The 18,992-nt window shown below is 67.6% G+C and carries 18 protein-coding genes; 10 read left to right on the plus strand and 8 right to left on the minus strand.

From position 1 onward, the window contains the following. Window positions 1-52: 52 nt before the first annotated feature. The 6 genes from ACFC4D_RS02245 to ACFC4D_RS02270 form a co-directional block, all read right to left on the minus strand. Window positions 53-1,204: an ROK family protein gene (locus ACFC4D_RS02245; RefSeq protein WP_376061301.1), complete on the minus strand. Its 1,152-nt coding sequence runs from the start codon at window positions 1,202-1,204 to the stop codon at window positions 53-55. Window positions 1,205-1,232: 28 nt separating this feature from the next. Then, the gene (locus ACFC4D_RS02250; RefSeq protein ID WP_376061302.1) at window positions 1,233-2,060 is read right to left on the minus strand and encodes an NADPH-dependent oxidoreductase; all 828 of its coding nucleotides are present in this window, start codon (window positions 2,058-2,060) and stop codon (window positions 1,233-1,235) included. A gap of 79 nt (window positions 2,061-2,139) precedes the next feature. Beyond that, entirely contained in the window at window positions 2,140-3,201 is a 1,062-nt protein-coding gene (locus ACFC4D_RS02255; RefSeq protein ID WP_376061304.1) for an LLM class flavin-dependent oxidoreductase, read from the minus strand. 90 nt (window positions 3,202-3,291) lie between these two features. Next, a complete protein-coding gene (locus ACFC4D_RS02260) occupies window positions 3,292-4,704 on the minus strand; it encodes a pyridoxal-phosphate dependent enzyme (protein WP_376061306.1) in 1,413 nt (470 codons plus the stop codon). A 75-nt stretch (window positions 4,705-4,779) separates the two neighbouring features. Then, window positions 4,780-5,826: an isopenicillin N synthase family dioxygenase gene (locus ACFC4D_RS02265; RefSeq protein WP_376061307.1), complete on the minus strand. Its 1,047-nt coding sequence runs from the start codon at window positions 5,824-5,826 to the stop codon at window positions 4,780-4,782. Between the two features lie 156 nt (window positions 5,827-5,982). Beyond that, the gene (locus ACFC4D_RS02270) at window positions 5,983-6,690 is read right to left on the minus strand and encodes a hypothetical protein (protein ID WP_375967699.1); all 708 of its coding nucleotides are present in this window, start codon (window positions 6,688-6,690) and stop codon (window positions 5,983-5,985) included. A 114-nt stretch (window positions 6,691-6,804) separates the two neighbouring features. Here ACFC4D_RS02270 and ACFC4D_RS02275 point away from each other — a divergent pair, with 114 nt between their 5' ends. The 7 genes from ACFC4D_RS02275 (at window position 6,805) to ACFC4D_RS02305 (ending at window position 13,591) form a co-directional block, all read left to right on the plus strand. Beyond that, window positions 6,805-7,842, plus strand: coding sequence for a FecCD family ABC transporter permease (locus ACFC4D_RS02275; protein WP_376061308.1), 1,038 nt, complete (start codon window positions 6,805-6,807; stop codon window positions 7,840-7,842). A gap of 170 nt (window positions 7,843-8,012) precedes the next feature. Further along, window positions 8,013-9,107 (plus strand): FecCD family ABC transporter permease, encoded by a 1,095-nt coding sequence (locus tag ACFC4D_RS02280; protein WP_376061884.1) that lies wholly within the window; start codon window positions 8,013-8,015, stop codon window positions 9,105-9,107. A 38-nt stretch (window positions 9,108-9,145) separates the two neighbouring features. Continuing rightward, window positions 9,146-10,015, plus strand: coding sequence for an ABC transporter ATP-binding protein (locus ACFC4D_RS02285; RefSeq protein ID WP_376061885.1), 870 nt, complete (start codon window positions 9,146-9,148; stop codon window positions 10,013-10,015). Window positions 10,016-10,092: 77 nt separating this feature from the next. Continuing rightward, on the plus strand, window positions 10,093-10,494 hold the full coding sequence (locus tag ACFC4D_RS02290) for a BlaI/MecI/CopY family transcriptional regulator (protein ID WP_067562558.1): 402 nt from the start codon (window positions 10,093-10,095) through the stop codon (window positions 10,492-10,494). Between the two features lie 43 nt (window positions 10,495-10,537). Next, entirely contained in the window at window positions 10,538-11,479 is a 942-nt protein-coding gene (locus ACFC4D_RS02295; protein WP_364633733.1) for a M48 family metalloprotease, read from the plus strand. Window positions 11,480-11,588: 109 nt separating this feature from the next. Next, complete coding sequence (locus tag ACFC4D_RS02300) at window positions 11,589-12,920, plus strand: DEAD/DEAH box helicase (RefSeq protein WP_376061886.1); 1,332 nt, start codon at window positions 11,589-11,591, stop codon at window positions 12,918-12,920. A 47-nt stretch (window positions 12,921-12,967) separates the two neighbouring features. Next, complete coding sequence (locus ACFC4D_RS02305) at window positions 12,968-13,591, plus strand: hypothetical protein (protein ID WP_376061887.1); 624 nt, start codon at window positions 12,968-12,970, stop codon at window positions 13,589-13,591. A gap of 125 nt (window positions 13,592-13,716) precedes the next feature. Here the strand turns inward: ACFC4D_RS02305 and ACFC4D_RS02310 are convergent, their stop codons facing one another. Further along, on the minus strand, window positions 13,717-14,400 hold the full coding sequence (locus tag ACFC4D_RS02310; protein ID WP_376061310.1) for a hypothetical protein: 684 nt from the start codon (window positions 14,398-14,400) through the stop codon (window positions 13,717-13,719). Between the two features lie 33 nt (window positions 14,401-14,433). Continuing rightward, on the minus strand, window positions 14,434-14,631 hold the full coding sequence (locus tag ACFC4D_RS02315) for a hypothetical protein (protein ID WP_364633729.1): 198 nt from the start codon (window positions 14,629-14,631) through the stop codon (window positions 14,434-14,436). Between the two features lie 216 nt (window positions 14,632-14,847). On the opposite strand from ACFC4D_RS02315, the gene ACFC4D_RS02320 reads away from it, so the two are divergent. From ACFC4D_RS02320 to ACFC4D_RS02330, 3 genes are all read left to right on the plus strand, one after another. Beyond that, window positions 14,848-16,284, plus strand: a complete 1,437-nt coding sequence (locus tag ACFC4D_RS02320) for a GuaB1 family IMP dehydrogenase-related protein (protein WP_375967793.1) — start codon at window positions 14,848-14,850, stop codon at window positions 16,282-16,284. A 274-nt stretch (window positions 16,285-16,558) separates the two neighbouring features. Further along, window positions 16,559-17,935 carry a hemolysin family protein gene (locus tag ACFC4D_RS02325; protein WP_376061311.1) on the plus strand — a complete coding sequence of 459 codons (1,377 nt, stop codon included), beginning with the start codon at window positions 16,559-16,561 and terminating at the stop codon, window positions 17,933-17,935. Continuing rightward, window positions 17,928-18,992, plus strand: coding sequence for a hemolysin family protein (locus tag ACFC4D_RS02330; RefSeq protein WP_375967705.1), 1,065 nt, complete (start codon window positions 17,928-17,930; stop codon window positions 18,990-18,992). Before ACFC4D_RS02325 ends, ACFC4D_RS02330 begins: the two co-directional genes overlap by 8 nt.

Below are 18,992 nucleotides of genomic sequence, written 5' to 3' on the forward strand. Positions count from 1 at the left end.
GCGGAAAGCGTTGCGATCGGGCAACATTCGTTCGACTTAAAATAAGTGCGAATCAAATCCCGACCGGCCGCACCGCCTGTTCGGCGGCGGCCACCACCGCGAGCGGATCGGTGAACAGCCGCTGTAGCACCGCGGCCCCGGCGGCGGTCTCCAGCACCCGGCCGAAGAACGACGATCCCGAGATCACCTCCTCGGGCCGCTCGCAGGCCGAGAACCGGCGCACGCCATCCAGATACGCCGCGCGCACGCCCGGCACCCGAATGAGTCCGGGATCCACGATCACCACCGCGTCCGGATCGAGCAGGTCGATCACCACCGCCACCACCCGCGCCAGAATGCGCGCGCGGTTCACGAACAGCGTCTGCGCCGCCGGGTCGCCGACCGCCACGGACACCAGATCCGGAACACCGCGCACGGACAGACCCAGTTCGTGCGCGGCGGCCACCAGCGCGCGATCGGTGCACTGCGCCAATTCGGATTCGGCGGTATCACCCCCGGCCAGCCGGGTGATCGCGCCCGCGGCCGAGCGCGGGCCGTAATGCACCCGCCCGTGCACCGAGAACGCGACGTCGATGACATTGCCCGCGAACAGCACCACGGTGGCGGCGGTGCTGCCCGCATGCCCGAAGAGCTGTTCGGCGTGCACCAGCGCGCGGGTGTGACTGTCCATGGTCACCGGCAGTCCGGTGTGCTCCGAAAGGTAGTGCCGCACGGCCACATTGCGCCACGGCAGGGTGCCGTGCTCGATGACCGTTCCGGCCGCGCTGTCCACCCAGCCGCCGATGGCGACGCCCAATCCGATGACGCGCTCGGTCAATTCGGCCCGCAACCGCCGCACCTCGGCGGCAGCGGCGGCCAGAATCACCTCCGGTTCCAGGGTCGCGTGCGGTATGCGATGCGAAAGTCGTACGGTCCCGGCGATATTCAACACCGCGACGGTGCAGTGGTCGGCGGCGATATGCACCCCGATCACCACATTGCCCGCGATATCGAGCACCAGCGGCGAATGCGGGCGGCCCATCCCCGCAGGCCCGGCGGTTTCGGGCAATTCGATGAGCAGTCGGGCCGCGGTCAGCGCCCGCACCTGCGAGGTCACGGTCGCGGGCGACAACCCGGCCGATTTCGCGATCACGCTTCGCGGCGCGGTGCCCTCCTCGAGCACCGCCCGCAGCACCGCTCCCGCACTCTTGTCCCCGCTCACCATCCCCGCACCTCCACCGGAACGACACCGCTCAACGCAGCGGGAAGCCCTGTGCCGCAAGCTGATCGCGGAGGCGATCGCGGCCCTTGAGCGCGGCGGCCGAGGCCAGCCGGGCCAGCACGCGTTCGGTCCAGGAATGTTCGAGGCGCTGTTCGGAGTAGAACTCGGCGATCCGGGTCTCGTACTCGGCGATATGCGCGCTCTGCGCGTCCGCGTCGTATGCCTCGGCGTGCAGTACGGCGTCCTGCGGCAGGCGCGGCTTCACCCGCGCGTCCTCGGACGGATCCGGAGTGCCGACCACCAGGCCGACGACCGCGAAAACCCCAGGCGGCAAAGCCAATTCGGCGGCCACCTGCTCCGGATGGTTTCGAATCGCGCCGATGTATACGGTGCCCAGGCCCAGTGATTCGGCCGCCACCAATGCGTTCTGCGCGGCCAGCGCCGCATCCAGGAACGCCACGTAGCTGGACTCCAGGTAGTCCGCGCCCTCCAGCGGGGCGTCGCGCTCGGCGGCCAGTCCGCGCAACCGGGCCAGATCCGCGGTCCACACCAGCAGCACCGGGGCCTGTCGAATGTGTTCCTGATCCCCCGCCAGCGCTGCCAGCCGCGCCTTGCGCTCGGGATCGCGCACCGCGATCACACTCCACGCCTGCAGATTCGAGGACGTCGGCGCGGATTGCGCGGCCGAGATCAGCAGCCGCAGCGTCTCGTCCGAGATCGGATCGGGCAGATACCGGCGTACCGAGCGATGCTCGTGCAGCACCCGCAGCACCGGATTCCAGTGCGCGGGCTCGACCGGGGCGGGGCCGCGGTAGCGCTGGGCCACCACCTGTTCCGGGGACGGGGCGATCTGAGTCATGGCGAGTATCGTCGCCGCGATCACCGCCCGAGTCAGCTATTGACCGCAGCTCGATTCGAACCCACAGCCGGGCCGGGGCTCACAGCTGCGCGAGCAGCGGGAGCAGTTGCGTGCCCTGCCGTTCGATCTCGGACAGGTACGGGGTGTCGGACAGCACGAAATGCGTGATGCCGAGATCGCGATAGCGCCGCAGGGATTTGGCGACGTCCTGCGCCGAACCGACCAGCCAGGTGGTGCCCGCGCCGCCCCCGCCGAAGCGGCCCGGCGTGGTGTAGAGGTTGTCGTCCAGCACCTCCCCGCGTGCGGCCAGATCGAGCAGGCGCTGCTGTCCGACCGCCGTCTGCCGCCAATTCTGCTGTTCGCCCTGCCTTTCGGCCATCTCCGCCACCTTCGCCTCGGCATCGGCCCACGCCTGTTCGGTGGTATCGCGCACGAAAGTGGTGACGCGCAAACCGAATTCGAGCGGTGCGTGCTCGCGGCCCAGTTCATCGCTCAGCGCGCGCAGTCGTTCGATGCGCTCGCGCACGCCCTCCAGGGGTTCACCCCAGAACAGCTGCACATCGGCTTCGGTCGCGGCGACCCGTTCGGCCGCATCGGACGCGCCGCCGAAGTAGAGCGTGGGATGCGGGCGACCGTCGCGCGGCGTGATCCGGGGCACCACGGTGGAATCGGTGACCTGATAGTGCTCACCGCGATAGGTGACGTTCTCCTCGGTCCACAGCTTGCGCACCAATTGCAGGAACTCTTTCGTGCGCCCGTACCGCAGCGCCTGATCCTCCTCGCTCTCGCCGTACGCGGGAAGATTGTCCTTACCGGAGACGATATTGATCCGGACCCGCCCACCGGAGAGGTGATCGAGCGTCGCGGCGGCGGTGGCGAAGTTCGCGGGCCGCCAATAACCGGGGCGGACGGCGATCAGCGGTTCGAATTTCTCGGTGCGCGCGGCCAGCGCCGTGGCGACGGTGAAGGTATCCGGACGCCCCCACCCGGTACCCAGCAGCGCACCCTTCCAGCCGTGTTCCTCCAGCGCCCGCGCCTGCGTGGTCAGCGCGTCCAGACTGTTGTGGCCAGCACCGGCGGTATCCCCGCGATGCCCCGGATCGATCTGATTGGGGATGTACCAAAGGAATTCGACGCTCATAGCGATGATTGAACCCGCGCGCGCACCATCCGCTGAGAGATAAATTCCGCACGATTCCAGACAACGATCACCACACCCGACAGGGCGGGGTCACCGCGTATCCGTCCGTGCGGCGTGGGAATTCAGATGCTCGGCATCGACCACGGCGATGATTCGCCCCTCGTGTGTGATGACCACCGGGCCGGTTCGCCCGTCCAAGCGCGCGACCGCGTCCGCGAGCGGAGCCGTGCTGCCCACCACCGGCAGCGCCTCGGACAGGTGCTCGCTCACCGGATCCGTATCAGGTGCCTCGGCCAGCCCGGTCCGGGTGATGCTGCCGAGCAGTTCGGTCGCCACCAGCGGTCCGGATGCGTTGCGCTGCAACACCACCGGCAGCGCCTCGGCCGTGCCGAGCAATTCCCGCGCCGACGCCACCGGTGCGCCCGACAGCACCACGGGCACGGCCTCGCCGCCCAGATCACCGAGGATCGATCCGACGGTCGGTCCGGCGACCGGACCGGTCAGCTCGAAACCGAAGGTGCCCAGCCATTCGTCACTGAAGTACTTCGACAGGTAGGCCCGCCCGGAATCCGGTGCGAGCACCACCACGACGTCATCGGGTCCGAGTGCACGCGCGGTACGGAGCGCGGCGGCGATCGCCGTCCCGGAGGATCCGCCGAGCAGTAGCCCTTCCTCCCGCGCCAGCCGGTGCAGCACCCGAATCGCCTCGGCGTCGACGACCTGTTCGATACGGTCGACCACATCCACCCGGTACGCCTCCGGCCACAGATCCTCCTCTGTCTCGGGGTGCAGGAAGTGACCGACGGCCTCCACGAACCAGATTCGGCCGTCGCCGCCACCGTACACAGAGGTTTCCGGGTCCGCGCCGATCACCCGCACCGACCCGCCGGATACCTCCTTCAGGAAGCCGCCGGTACCGCTGATGGTGCCGCCGGTGCCGATGCCCGCGACGAAATGCGTTATGCGCCCGTCGGTTTGCGCCCAGATCTCGGGACCGGTGGTGGCGCGGTGCGCTGCGGGATTGGCGGGGTTGTCGTATTGCCCGGCGAACCACGCGCCGGGAATCTCCTCCACCAATTTCAATGCGACACTGCGCAAATGCTCCGGATGCCCGACCGGCCGCAGTCCGGGCGTGATGTGCACTTCGGCACCGTAGGCGCGCAGCAGCGCCTTCTTCTCGGCGCTCACCTTGTCCGGCACCACCACGATGGTGCGGTAGCCGCGCGCCGCGGCGATGGCGGCCAGACCGAGTCCGGTATTGCCGGAACTGGCCTCCACCACGGTGCCGCCCGGACCCAGTTCCCCGGACGCCTCGGCGGCCAGCAGCATGGCGCGCGCCGCGCGATCCTTCACGCTGCCACCGGGATTGAGGTATTCGAGTTTGACGTACACGGTGGCCGAAATGTCATCGGTGACCCGGTTCAGCCGCACCAGCGGCGTATTGCCGATGGCATCGGCGAACGAGTCGTACGTGCCCGCGGTGGCGGCGGATACGGCGGTCATGCGGCGGCCCTGCCTGTCTCGCCGAGCGCGTCGAACAGCTCCCGGCGTAGTCGGAGATATTCGGGATGGTCGTGATCACGCGGGCGTGGCAGGTCGATCGGTAAGTCCCACACCACTTTTCCGGGCCCCGGCTGCAGCATCGGGCCACCACTTCTCGGCGACCGCCGGATGTGAACGGAGCCAGCCGATGAGCGCGTTCTCACCGTAGTGCGCCAGCAGCGGATTGGCGGCATCGGCGCTCACCCCGCGTGCCCGCGCGGCCAATTCGGCGGGCAATTCAAGGGGTTCGACCACGGCGTCCAAGCGCGGACCCAGAAAGAACGGCACCGAATACCGGTCGACCCCGGCGGGCGGGCTCACCACCCGATGATCGGTGGCGATCAAATACCCCTGCGTCGCGATCTCCAGCATCTCACCGATATTGAAGACGAAGCTGCCCGGCACCGGTGTCACATCGATCCAGCCGTCCGGGCCGCGCACCTGGAGACCGCCGACCTCGTCCTGTTGCAGGAGCGCCAGATAGCCGTAGTCCTTGTGCGCGCCGACTCCCTGATCGTCGCCGGTGGTGTCGCGGCCCGGGTAGTGAATGATCTTCACGTGCGTGGTGGCCTCCGCATCGAACCAGGCGTCGAAGTAGCCCTCGTCCTGTCCGAGCGCGGCGGCCAAGGCGCGCAACACTTCCCGGCTCACCCGCAATGCCTCGGCCTGCCAGGCCAGGGTGACCGCGCGCAATTCCGGCAGTGCGGGCGGCCACTGATTGGGTCCGATCAAACGCTGCCAGATCGGATCCCCGGCCGCCCCGGACAACGCTGCCCGCTCGGGCCCGATATCGATCTGCTCCCGCCGATCCGGCGCGCCCGCGGTGTATTCGTGCCCGGTCGAGGTGTAGCCCCGGAACTGCGGTGAATGAATATTCTCGATCTCGAGCCGCTGTTCCAGCGGTAGCGCGAAGAAACGCCGCGCCACCTCGAAAATGCCCTCGGTCAATGTCTCCGGCACCCCGTGCCCGACAACGTAGAAGAATCCGACTTCGTGTGCGGCATAACGCAACTCGTCGAGAAACGCGTCCCGCTCAGGCCCGCGGAAACGGGAGATGTCGATGAGCGGCAATCGATCGGTCATCACAGATCCTTCGCGAGGCGGGCCCGGACAGTGCTCCCTTTCGAAGCTAACCGCCCGCACCGCGCGGTGAACCACTTGCGCTCACCGTGATCGGTTTCCCGTCGCCGAACTCACCGGGCAGCCCGCTCGAAGCAGCTGCCCGGTATCACAAGCGACCTATCGGACGACGTAACCCCGGCGCACCGGCAGACCGCGATCCTCCAGCGCCGCCAGCATGTCCTGCCCGCGCTGCGCGCCCACCGTCGACGAGGTATTGGCCAGCGCCGGAACATAGGTCGCCGCACCGACGATCGACTCCGCCACCAGCGACCAGAATCGCCGCACACCCAATCCGGCGCAACGCAGCATGGCTTCCTGGATCAGCCGCAGCGCCGGTTCGCACCGGTGCGCCAGCCAGACGTACAGCGCGGGTTCGCACGGCAGCGCCACCACACCCGGCTCACCGGTCAGCCGGTCACCGTCGACCACGCGAATCGTGGTGTCCGCCAGCCCCGCCCAATCGATGCCGCCGTCATTGTCGGTATGGATCCACAGATTCTCCAGGCCCGGATCCCAGGCCCGGCCCTCGGACACCAGCATGGCCATGACCCGGCCGATGACCGCGTGGATGAGCGCGGTGGCCACCACCTCCGCGGCGATCTCGGGATTGCTCATCTCGGCGGCGTGGCGGCGGTACATCATCTCGATCCGGCCTTCGCGTATTCCGTCCGCCAACCGCCACCATCTCCGTTTGCCCTGTTCGGACATGGCGGCGACGGCATACACCCGCGGATGTTCGGGTTGCAGGCCGCGCAGCCGGGCGCAGGCCCTCCCGAAGGCGATCCGGGAATCGCGAGGCGGGCACACGGTTACGGGCTCGAACATCGAACCTCCTCTTTCATCGGACTTCCGGCCACTGTGTACGCAACGAGAATTGAAGATAGGTTAGGCTTACCAAGCTAACGAGAGCAATCAATGTGTCAGGAGTAGTTCGTCACCGTGCCCGCCGTAGTCACCATCAGACGGCGACGTCTGTCCGGACTCCTTCTCCTGGCCGTGCTGCTGGTCTGCGCGGTGCTCGCCAGCATCGCGCTCGGCTCACGTTCCCTACCTCTCAGTGCGGTATTCGACGCACTCACCTGTCCGGGCGGGTTACCACTTTCCTGCCCCGCCGACGGAACCGCCGCGCAGATCGTGCGCGAATTGCGGCTCTCCCGTACCGGACTCGCCCTCGTGACCGGGCTGGCATTGGGCATGGCGGGTGCACTCATCCAGGGCTATACCCGAAACCCGCTCGCTGATGCGGGACTGCTCGGAATCAATGCGGGCGCGGCGTTCCTGGCGGCGCTGAGCATTCATCTGTTCGCGCTCACCGCGACCACGCAGTACATCTGGTTCGCGCTGGCGGGTGCGCTGATCGCGGGCATCATCGTATTCGGGGTGTCCTCGATCGGCGGCGGTAAGGCCAGCCCGCTGAGCCTGGTGCTGGCCGGTGCCGCCGTGACCGCGTTCCTGCAGGCCATGACCAATATCGTTGTGCTGCTGGACGAGAACGCGCTCAATACCTATAGGTACTGGGTCGTCGGCGATGTCGCGGGGCACGACGCGGCGGTATTCCAGCAGGTGCTGCCGTTCCTCATCGTGGGCGCTGGCCTGGCGCTGGCCGCCTCACCCGGGCTGAACCTGCTCGGTCTCGGCGATGACGTGGCGCGCGGTCTCGGCGTGAACCTCGCCCGCAATCGGGCATTGGGCCTGGCCGCGGTGGTGCTGCTCGCGGGCGCGGCCACCGCCGCCGTCGGCCCGATCGCCTTCCTCGGCCTGATCGTGCCGCATCTCGCGCGCTCGGTCACCGGCCCCGATTACCGCTGGCTGGTGCCCTATTCGGCACTGCTGGGAGCCATCACCCTGCTGATCGCCGATACCGTGGGCCGCGTGATCGCCCGCCCCGGTGAACTCCAGGCCGGCATCACCCTCACCGTGATCGGCGCGCCGTTCTTCATCCTGTTGGTCCGCCGCCGAAAGCTGGTGAGCCTGTGAGCGATCCCACCCATATCGACGGCACATCCACCGAATCCACTCCCGGACAAACGGACACGACGGCCGATCACGCCATCGCGGTGAAACCCCGTGCCGAACGGGCGGAAACGACACTCGGTCGTGTCATCACGGTGAAAGCCACTGCCGGACAGCCGAAAGCGGCGGCGCGGATCGAACCCGAATCCGCGCGGCTGCTGGGCCGGACGCGACCGGCGGTACGCATCGCCGGATATTCGGCGGTACTGCGGGCGCGGGCACTGCTCACCGTCGCCGTGCTCATCGCGATTCTGTTCACCCTTTTCGCGCTCGATATCAGCACCGGCGAATTCCATATTCCGCTCGAGCGGGTACTGGATGTGCTGGGCGGCGGCGGATCTCGCGCACAGCGGTTCGTGATCTTCGACTCACGTCTGCCGCGCGCGCTGACCGCCGTGATCGTCGGTGCCGCACTCGGGTTGGCGGGCGCGATCGCCCAATCCATCCTGCACAATCCCCTCGCGAGCCCGGATATCCTCGGCATCACCTCGGGCGCGAGCTGCGGTGCGGTGCTGATTCTGGCCGGAACCGGTGGCGCGACCACCGGAATCGCGGCGACACTGGGCATTCCGCTCGCTGCACTGACGGGTGGTCTGCTGACCGCGGTCGCCATCTATCTGCTCGCGTGGGGCCGCACCAGCACCGGCGATCACGGTGTCATGGGATTTCGCCTGGTGCTCATCGGTATCGGCGTGAATGCCGCACTGCTGTCGGTCGTCAGCTGGCTGCTCACCCGCGCGACTCTCACCGATGCCGCGCACGCGCAGCTGTGGCTCACCGGATCATTGGATCGGTCGGACTGGTCCACCCTGGTACCCGCCGGAATTGGTTTGGGCATCACCCTGCTCATCGCCGCCGCGTCCAGCCGCACCCTGGCCGCCCTGCGGTTCGGCACCGACACCACTCGCGTTCTGGGCGTTCGCATTCAGACCCAGCAGGCGCTGCTGCTCGGTGCGGGCGTCACGGCGGCCGCGCTGGCGACCGCAGCGGCCGGACCCGTCGGCTTCGTCGGCCTGGCCGCACCGCAGATCGCGCGCAGGCTGCTGCGCACCCCCGGGGAACCCATCGTCGCCTCGACGCTGATCGGCGCGATCGCCGTGGTCGGGGCGGATCTGGTGTCCCGCACCGTACTTCCCGTCGATTTGCCGGTCGGGGTTGTGACCGCCGCGGTCGGCGGACCGTTCATGCTGTACTTGCTCGTACGCGCCAATCGGAAGGCGACCCTGTGACGATTCGAAGCGAAGCGGTGACCACATCCCCCGATGCGGTGACCCCCGTCGGCGCGGTTGCGGATTCCTCCACTGCCACAGTGACTCTCGCCGCCGAGAACATCACTCTCGGATACGGCGACCGCGTGATCGTCGACGGCCTGTCACTCGATATCGCACCGGGTGTGATCACCACGGTCATCGGCCCGAACGGTTGCGGCAAGTCCACCCTGCTGCGCTCACTGGGCCGATTGCTCAAACCGCGCGATGGCCGAATCGTCTTGGACGGCAAGGCGATATCGTCCATGAAGACCCGCGATATCGCCCGCATGGTCGGCATGCTGCCGCAGACACCCGTCGCTCCCGAGGGCCTGACCGTCGCCGATCTCGTCGCGCGCGGCCGTCATCCGCATCAATCCTGGTTGCGGCAGTGGTCCGCCGATGACGAGACCGAGGTCGCGACCGCGCTCGCGCAGACCGGTATCGCCGATCTCGCCGACCGCACCCTCGACGAACTCTCCGGCGGTCAACGCCAGCGCGCCTGGATCTCCATGGCGCTGGCGCAGGGCACCGACATCCTGCTGCTGGACGAGCCGACCACCTACCTCGATCTCGCGCACTCCCTCGAGGTGCTCGATCTGGTGGATCGCCTGCACGCCGATTTCGGCCGCACCGTGGTCATGGTGCTGCACGATCTGAACCTGGCCATCCGCTACAGCGATGAGCTCATCGTCATGTGCGCGGGAAGGATCGTGGCGCAGGGCCGCCCGGCCGATATCGTCAATTCCGAGCTGCTGCTCGAGGTTTTCGGCCTGCACGCCGAAGTTCTGGAGGATCCGGTCTCCGGACGCCCGATGATCGTGCCGATCGGCACCCGGCACGTACATGGCGCCGACGGGCAGGATCCCGCGCCGACCAGCGAGCTATGACCAATCCCACACAGCTACCGACCGGTTACGACGACTTGTAGTACGCATTTGTGTCGTTGCCTCCGTAAACTTATGGGATGGCAGGTCTTGGTGAACTCGAGAAAGCGGTCATGGACCAGTTGTGGTCGGCCGATGAACCCCAAACGGTGCGGCAGGTGCACGAGGCCCTCGCCGAACGCCGCGAGCTCGCGTACACCACGGTGATGACCGTTCTGCAGCGTCTCGCGAAGAAGAACCTCGTACTACAGCAGCGCGATGACCGCGCGCATCGGTACGCCCCCGTGCACACTCGCGATGAACTCGTCGCCAGTCTCATGGTGGACGCATTGCAGCAGGCCGACGAAGTAGGCTCGCGCCGAGCCGCACTCGTGCACTTCGTGGAACAGGTAGGAGCCGATGAGGCTGCCGCTTTGCGAGACGCACTCGCTAAGCTCGAAGCCACCGAGGCGGCACGCAAGGAGCCGAAAGACTCCAAGTAGCCCCGACCTCGGCCCAGGCCCCCACAACGCAGTGAGCTGAGGAATGGATCTGACAGCGCCGGTTTTCGCCGGTCTCGCCCTCTTGTTGGCGGGACCGATCCCGGCGCTGCTCAGCCGAGCCACCTGGCCGTATCGGAGTCCCCGTGCGGCGCTGGTGCTCTGGCAGGCCATCGCTCTCGCCGCCGTCCTGTCCGCCTTCGGTTCCGGGCTCGCCATCGCCAGCAGACTGCTGGTGCCCGGCGGTGACGGACGGCCCACCACCACCCCGAGCAAGGAGATCGCCGCCCTGGGCCTGCCACTGTGGCTCGCCCTGGTGACGGTCTTCGCGCTCACCCTGCTCATCGGGGCGCGGCTGATCTTCTCGGTCATCCGCGTCGGCGTGCACACGCGCCGGCGACGCGCCAAACACCGCATGCTGGTCGATCTGCTCGATCAGGGCGGCGTGGCACGGAAATCCGCGGATATCCGGGTGCTCGCCGCCACCGAACCCATTGCCTACTGCCTGCCCGGGCTGCGCCGCCGCGTCGTGCTCAGCCAGGGCACCGTGACCAATCTTTCCCAAGAGGAGTTGACCGCAATCGTCAGCCATGAGCGCTCGCATCTGCGCGCCCGCCACGACCTGGTGCTGGAGGCGTTCACCGCCGCACACGAGGCGTTCCCCCGGGTGGTGCGCTCCAAATCCGCACTCGATTCGGTGAAACTGCTGATCGAATTGCTGGCCGATGATTCCGCGGTCAAGGTCACCGGGCCGACGCCGCTGGCGCGCGCCCTGGTCGCCTGTTCGAATTCGCCCGCACCGCAGGGCGCTATGGCGGTCGGCGGGCCCACCACCCTGATTCGTATCCAGCGCCTGGCCGGGCCGATCGGTGATATCCGCATCGCGAGCGCGGCGTATCTCGCGGCCGCCGCCATCCTCGTGGTCCCGACCCTCGCGGTCGCGATTCCGTGGTTGCAGGAACTGAGCCGATTGCTCAGCCGTGCCTGAGCCGCGGAGCACGACTCCCCAGACGGACACCGCGGCTCCCGCGGCCGCACCCCGTTTCGCCTCTTCCGCGGCGGGCGCGCGCCGGTTCGCCGATCTGGGCCTGCCGCCCATGCTGGTACAGGCATTGCGGCGCAATGGGATCGATACGCCGTTCCCCATTCAGGCCGCCGTGATTCCGGACATTTTGGCTGGTCACGATGTATTGGGCCGGGCCGCAACAGGTTCCGGCAAGACCCTGGCGTTCGGGCTGCCGATGCTGGTGCGACTGTCCGGTGCCTCGACCGCGCCGCGCCGTCCGCGCGGATTGATCCTGGTGCCCACGCGCGAACTGGCGATCCAGATCGAGACCGCGCTCGATGAGCCGTCACTGTCCATGGGCCTGCGGCTCGCCATCGCCGTGGGCGGACTGGCGATCAAGGCACAGGACGAGAAGCTGGGTCGCGGCGTCGATCTGCTCATCGCCACACCCGGGCGATTGACCGATTTGATCGGCCGCAAGGCCGTGGATCTGTCGGACGTGCAGGTGCTCACCGTCGACGAGGCCGACCATATGGCCGACCTCGGCTTCCTGCCGCAGCTGACGGCCGTGCTGAATCGTGTTCCCGCCGAATCACAGAAGCTGCTGTTCTCGGCGACCCTGGACGAGGCCATCGGCGAACTGGTGCAGCGATACCTGCACTCCCCCGTCACCCATACGGTCGCCGCACAGCCCAATGCGAGCGCTCCGGCAGCCAATGCCGTTGCCGAGGAATCGGATTCGGACCTTCCCGATATCGCGCACTACGCCCTGCATGTGCGCCGTATCGAAAAGCGCCCGGTGGTCACCGAAATCGCGGGCCGCAAGGGCCGCACCCTGCTGTTCGTGCGCACCCAGCACGGTGCGGACAAACTGGCAGGCAAACTGCGCGAGGTCGGTATCGCCGCCGCCGCGCTACACGGCGGTCAGGGCCAGAATCAGCGCACCCGAACCCTCGCCGCGTTCGCGGACGGCAGCTGGCCGGTGCTGGTCGCCACCGATATCGCCGCGCGCGGAATCCATGTCGACGATGTCTCGCTGGTCGTGCACGTCGATCCCCCGGCCGATCCGAAGGACTATCTGCACCGCACCGGCCGCACCGCCCGCGCGGGGGCATCGGGCACCGTGGTCACCGTCGTCACCCCGGACGATCGTCAGGAAGCCGCCGAATTGGCCCGCCGCGCAGGGGTTTCCGTCACCGATCTGGAAGTGCGGCCCGGTGATCGCCGCCTGGCCGAGATCACCGGGGCGCGCCGCGCCTCCGGCCGCCCCATCCCCGATCCGGCCACGGTCGCGGCGGCCGCCAAAGCCGCTGCGGCACCACCGGATCCGGCACCGGAACGCCCCCGCCATCGCATCGATCCGCGCACCGGCGGGCGCAAGCACACCAAGAAGCATAAGCCGAAGTCACGCGGCGGCCGCTGACCGCGCCGCCCGGACTTCGCCGAGGTAGAGTCCGCCCCGTGAAGTTCATGTTCGGATGCGCCCTTGCCGTCGCCTGCGCGGCGACGGGAATGCCTGTGGCGCAAGCGGTTACCCCTCCCACCTGTACCGAGACACCCAATGGGTACACGGCGGAGTGGCAGGCCAGTTGGTCGATGTACGAAGCGGGACAGCACAATCCGGCCGAGTCCCGCGCCGCGGTGGTGGTCGATCTGCCGATCACCATCAACGCCCCGCTCGAGCGGGTCTGGTCGGTCTACTCCAACCTGCACAACGATATCGGCCGCCACCCCTTCCTGAAGGATGTGATCACCCACCGCACCTGCGACGATTCCGGCGTCCAGGTGGTGGATTTCACCGCCCTGGAAGACATTCCGATGGGCCCGGTCACCTTCCCCGGCCACACCCAGGCCGAACAGCGCCTGCACCCCGCCGAGCACTACTACACCTCGGACAGCTGGGATATCCCGAATATCACCACCCACCAGTTGATCACCTTCACCGCGAACGGCGATGGCAGCACCACGGTCAACGAGCACATCACCTTCCTCGCCGATGCGACCCTGATCCAATTCACCGCCGATAACGGCGCATCATCCCACCGCGCCTACCAGGCCGCCCTGAAGCGAGATATCGAGAACGGCACCCTCTGAACCCGATCCGCCACGGGCCGCCGCCCCGGACACGAACCGAGCGCAGGCCCGACACACCGGCAATCGCAGCCGATTTGCGGGCTCGCAGTACGCGATTCACCGACTAGGCAACCATTCAGCAAATATCACCGGTGTCCCTCGGGGCGAGAGTCCGACCCCGCTACCAGTCGATGGCAAAGGTCGTCCGCTGCCCCGAGCGGGTCACCATCACGAATGCGCCCGCGTACCAACCGGTGAGCCGAGCCGAAAGTCCGCGGCCTGCGGCCGAAGACGGCGAACAGCCCGGCGAGCGCGACCCCCGCACCCGCGATCAGGAACGCCTTCCCATCGGCAGCCAATTCCCCGCGACCCGGCACCGCCGGGGTCAGACCATCGGAGATCTTCCAGGTCGCCAGCAGCGACACCGTGAGCGCGAGCGGCATCCACAACACGCCCGCGACCCAGGCGTCGGTCCGCGGCACCTCCGGTTCCCCACCCGGGACGTCATACCGCCGCGCCACCACCTTTCCGATGAGGCGGATTCCCCCGATCAGGCCGACGATCGCCTGGATCGGCGCGACCACGATTCCGAGCGGCACGGTGAGCCACCCGACCAATACGCCCACCGCGATCTGCCGCACGCGCAGCCACGGCGACAGCATCAGCACGGCCGGAATGATCGAGAGCGAGATCAACTCGTACGGAAGCCCCAGCAGCACAACCATTTCGACGAAGAGCCCGACCCCGATCGCACCGGCGAATCCGACCGGACCGAAGACCGGACCCTCGTACCGCGAACGCAGTCGCCGGAGGTGAGTATCGGCGCTCATGCGCACATTCTGCCCGTGAGACGCCGGGAAAGCTCAGCGGCGGCGGGCCCAGCCGCCCCGGGAGCGCCACTGGCCGCCCGACGGAATGCGGGAGCTGAAGCCCGCCAGGTGTAGTGAAAGGGCAAGCAGCCCACCGATGATGAGTAGCTCCACGCCGAATGTGGTGCCTCGATTGACGAGTTCCAGTAGTAGTGCGATGGCGAACAGGACTGCGGCTCCGATAGCGAACATATCGTCGCGATACCCAGCCGCAGCCGTTTCGATCGTCCTACCGGGATGCCGATCAGGTCAGGTCGGCGGCGCAGCTGGATCACATGTGAGCGAGGCGACAACCGAGTTTCGAGTACACTGGCCTGCTGCATGCGTGACACCAGGTAGCGCGCCAATACCTGACATCGAAGCATGGAACACGACAACCCCACGTCAAACCATGAGGCGGCAAACACCGTGCAGTTCCTCCCCGGGCAGACTCCGCCCTACGACCTGACCTATGACGATGTCTTCCTCGTCCCGAATCGGACGGATGTGGCGTCGCGATTCGATGTCGACCTGTCGTCGAGCGACGGAACCGGCACCACCATTCCCCTCGTGGTCGCGAATATGACCGCCGTCGCCGGCCGCCGCATGGCCGAGACGGTGGCTCGCCGGGGCGGCATCGTGGTGCTGCCGCAGGATCTTCCGATCCAGGCCGCGGCCGACACCATCGCCTTCGTCAAGAGCCGTTCGCTCACCGCCGACACCCCGGTCACCCTGGATCCGGAGGATTCGGTCTCCGACGCGCTGGCGCTGATTCACAAGCGCGCGCACGGCGCGGTGGTGCTGGTGCAGGACAACCGCCCGGTCGGCGTGGTCACCGAGGCCGCGTGCAGCGATGTCGACCGTTTCGCGCGATTGAGCACCGTCGCCGATACCAACTTCGTCAGCGCTCCCGCCGATGCCTCCCCGCGTGAGGTGTTCGACCTGCTCGAGGCCGGTCACTCCAAGCTCGCCGTCCTGGTGAACGCGGACGGCACCCTCGCGGGCGTGATGACCCGCACCGGCACCATCCGCGCGGGCATCTACCAGCCCGCCGTCGACGCCAACGGTCAGCTGCGCATCGCGGCGGCGGTCGGCATCAACGGCGATATCCCTTCCAAGGCAAAGGCTCTCGTCAACGCGGGCGCCGATGTGCTGGTGATGGATACCGCGCACGGCCATCAGCAGAAGATGCTGGAGGCGCTGCGCTCGGTGGCCGCCCTGGATCTGGGTGTGCCGCTGGTCGCGGGCAATGTGGTCTCGGCCGCGGGCACCCGCGATCTGATCGAGGCGGGCGCGGACATCATCAAGGTCGGTGTCGGCCCCGGCGCCATGTGCACCACCCGCATGATGACCGGCGTCGGCCGCCCGCAGTTCTCCGCGGTCGCCGAATGTGCCGCCGCCGCAGCCGAATTCGGTAAGCACGTGTGGGCCGACGGCGGCGTCCGGCATCCGCGCGATGTGGCCTTGGCCCTGGCGGCCGGTGCGGCCAATGTCATGATCGGTTCCTGGTTCGCGGGCACCTACGAGTCGCCCGGCGATATGCGCATCGACCGCGACGGTAACCGCTACAAGGAGAGCTTCGGTATGGCCTCCAAGCGTGCGGTCGCCGCGCGTACCGCCACCGATTCGGCCTTCGATCGCGCCCGCAAGGCGCTGTTCGAGGAGGGCATCTCTTCCTCGCGCATGCGCCTGGACGCCGAACGCCCGGGTGTGGAGGATCTGATCGATCACATCACCTCCGGTGTGCGCAGCTCCTGCACGTACGCGGGCGCGCGTTCGATCGCCGAGTTCCATGACCGGGCCGTGCTCGGTGTGCAGTCGGCCGCCGGTTTCGCCGAGGGCCGTCCGCTGCCTTCGGGCTGGTAAACCGGCTCGAATCGGGCAGCCCATCCCGGCGGGGACCGTACGGAACCCGCCGGGTTTTCCCATGCCCGGCCAGGTCATGCTGAAGGCGAGCGGGCCAGCCGGTAACATGTCGACCATCGGATCGTGCCGACCCGTCACGATCTACCCCATGCGAAAGGAACCAGTTGTCACCCGCGTCCGAGGGCGCCGTTCAGGAGGGCTCCTCTACCGAGCCGGGTGACAAACCCGGCGCCATCGCTCCCTCAGCCACACAGACGGCCGGGTGGTGCTGACCGTGTCAGCCCTGCTCACCGTTCTCAGCCTGATCGGTTTCATCGCACTGACCGCCGGTACAGCGTTATTCGTTGCCGCGGAATTCTCGCTCACCGCCCTGGAACGCAGCACCGTGGAGGCGCACGCCCGCGACGGCGACCGCCGCGCCCGGCAGGTGCGCCAGGCGCATCGCACGCTCTCGTTCCAACTCTCCGGGGCGCAGCTGGGCATCACCATCACCACTCTGATCACCGGTTATATCGCCGAACCGGTATTGGCGCGGCTGCTGGAACCCATATTCGACGCCTTCGGCCTGGATGCCGGTACCTCGCATGGCATTTCGCTGGCGCTGGCACTGATTCTGGCCACCTCGCTGTCCATGATCTACGGCGAGCTGGTGCCGAAGAACATCGCCATCGCCTCACCGCTGGCCACCGCACGCTGGACCGCGGGGCCGATGATGTGGTTCTCCATGGCATTTCGCTGGCTGATCAATTTCCTCAATGGTGCGGCCAACTGGGCCGTGCGACGCCTGGGCATCGAACCGGCCGAGGAATTGCGTTCGGCGCGTTCACCGCAGGAATTGGGTTCCCTCGTGCGCACGTCCGCATTGCACGGCGCGCTCGATCAGCGCACCGCGCAGGTGGTGGATCGCTCACTGCAATTCGGTGAGCGCAGCGCGGAGGAGCTCATGACCCCGCGCGTGAAGATCGAATCCCTCGATCAGAACTGCACCATCGCCGATCTCATCGAATGCGCCAGTCGCACCGGGTTTTCCCGCTTCCCGGTGATCGACGGGGATCTGGACAACACACTCGGCGTGGTGCACGTCAAACAGGCGTTCACGCATCCGGCATCGCAGCGCCGGATCATCAAGCTCAAGGACATCTGCCAGCCCGTGCCGATCGTGCCCGCCAGCCTGGACGGTGACGAAGTGCTCGAACGCGTACGCGCGGACGGTATGCAGGTCGCGCTGGTGGTCGACGAATACGGCGGCACCGCCGGCATCGTCACCATGGAGGACCTGATCGAGGAAATCCTCGGCGACGTCCGCGATGAGCACGATGAAGAGGAACTCGATGTGCGCCGCACCTCCACCGGCTGGGACTGCTCCGGGCTGCTGCGCGTCGACGAGGTCTCGCGCACAACGGGTTACGACGCGCCCGACGGCGAGTACGAAACCCTCGGCGGTCTGGTGCTGACCCGCCTGGGCCGCATCCCGGTCACCGGCGATGAAGTGCTGCTGCCCGAACCCGGCAACAACCACGCCATGGATCCGCACACCAGCGGCGGCTGGATCGCCAAGGTGGAGCGCATGGACGGCCGTCGCATCGACCGGGTGCTGCTGCGCCCCGTCGACGCCGAGGGCCTGGCGGAATGGGAGCTGCACCATGGGTGATTGGACAGCGGTACTGCTGGCCCTGGGGCTGCTGCTGGGTAACGCGTTCTTCGTCGGCGCGGAATTCGCCCTGATCTCCGCGCGCCGCGATCGCCTGGAAGCGCTTGCCGCACAGGGTAAGCGCAGCGCCAATACGGTGATCGAGGCGGCGCAGAATCTGTCGATGATGCTGGCGGCGGCGCAGCTGGGCATCACCATCTGCTCCATCCTGCTCGGCCGCGTCGGCGAACCCGCTGTGGCGCATCTGCTTTCGGGTGTTTTCGATCTGGTCGGCATGCCCGATTCGCTGCTGCACCCGATTTCGTTCGCGGTGGCGCTGGCGATCGTGGTGGTGCTGCACATCCTGCTCGGCGAGATGATTCCGAAGAATATCGCGCTGGCCGGACCGGAACGCTCCGCGCTGCTGCTGGTTCCGGTGCATCTGATGTGGTTGCGCCTGGCGCGGCCGCTGATCGCGGTCTACAACCTGGCGGCGAATCTGTCGCTGCGGGCGCTGCGCATCGAACCCAAGGATGAACTCGATTCGACGGTGTCCTCGGTGGAGTTGGCCGAGATGTTCGGTGAATCGCATTCCGAGGGGCTGCTGGACGAGGAGGAGCACCGCCGCCTGACCCAGGCGCTGGGTTCCAGCGACAGCATCGTCGCCGATGTCATGGTGCCGCTGGACAAGACGCGGTCGGTCCCGCTGCGCGGAGAGGGCACCACGCTCGGCGATATCGAGAACGCGGTGACCGAGACCGGTTTCTCGCGCTATCCGGTGCGCGCCGGTGACGGTTCGCTGGTCGGCTACCTGCATGTCAAGGATGTGCTGGATCTGGTGGCCGATGATCAGGCCGGTCCGTCGACACCCATCCCGCGCACCGATATCCGCCCGCTGCCCACGGTCAGCACCGGCGCCACCCTCTTCGAGGCCCTGGCTCGGTTGCGCCGCACCAATTCCCATCTGGGCCGGGTGGTGGACAGTCGCGGCAATACCGTCGGCATCGTCGCGCTCGAGGATCTGGTGGAGGAGTTCGTCGGCACCGTCCGCGACGCCACCCACCGCATCGCGGAGTAA

The sequence above is a fragment of the Nocardia sp. NPDC056000 genome, from assembly GCF_042269265.1.
Lineage (GTDB): Bacteria > Actinomycetota > Actinomycetes > Mycobacteriales > Mycobacteriaceae > Nocardia.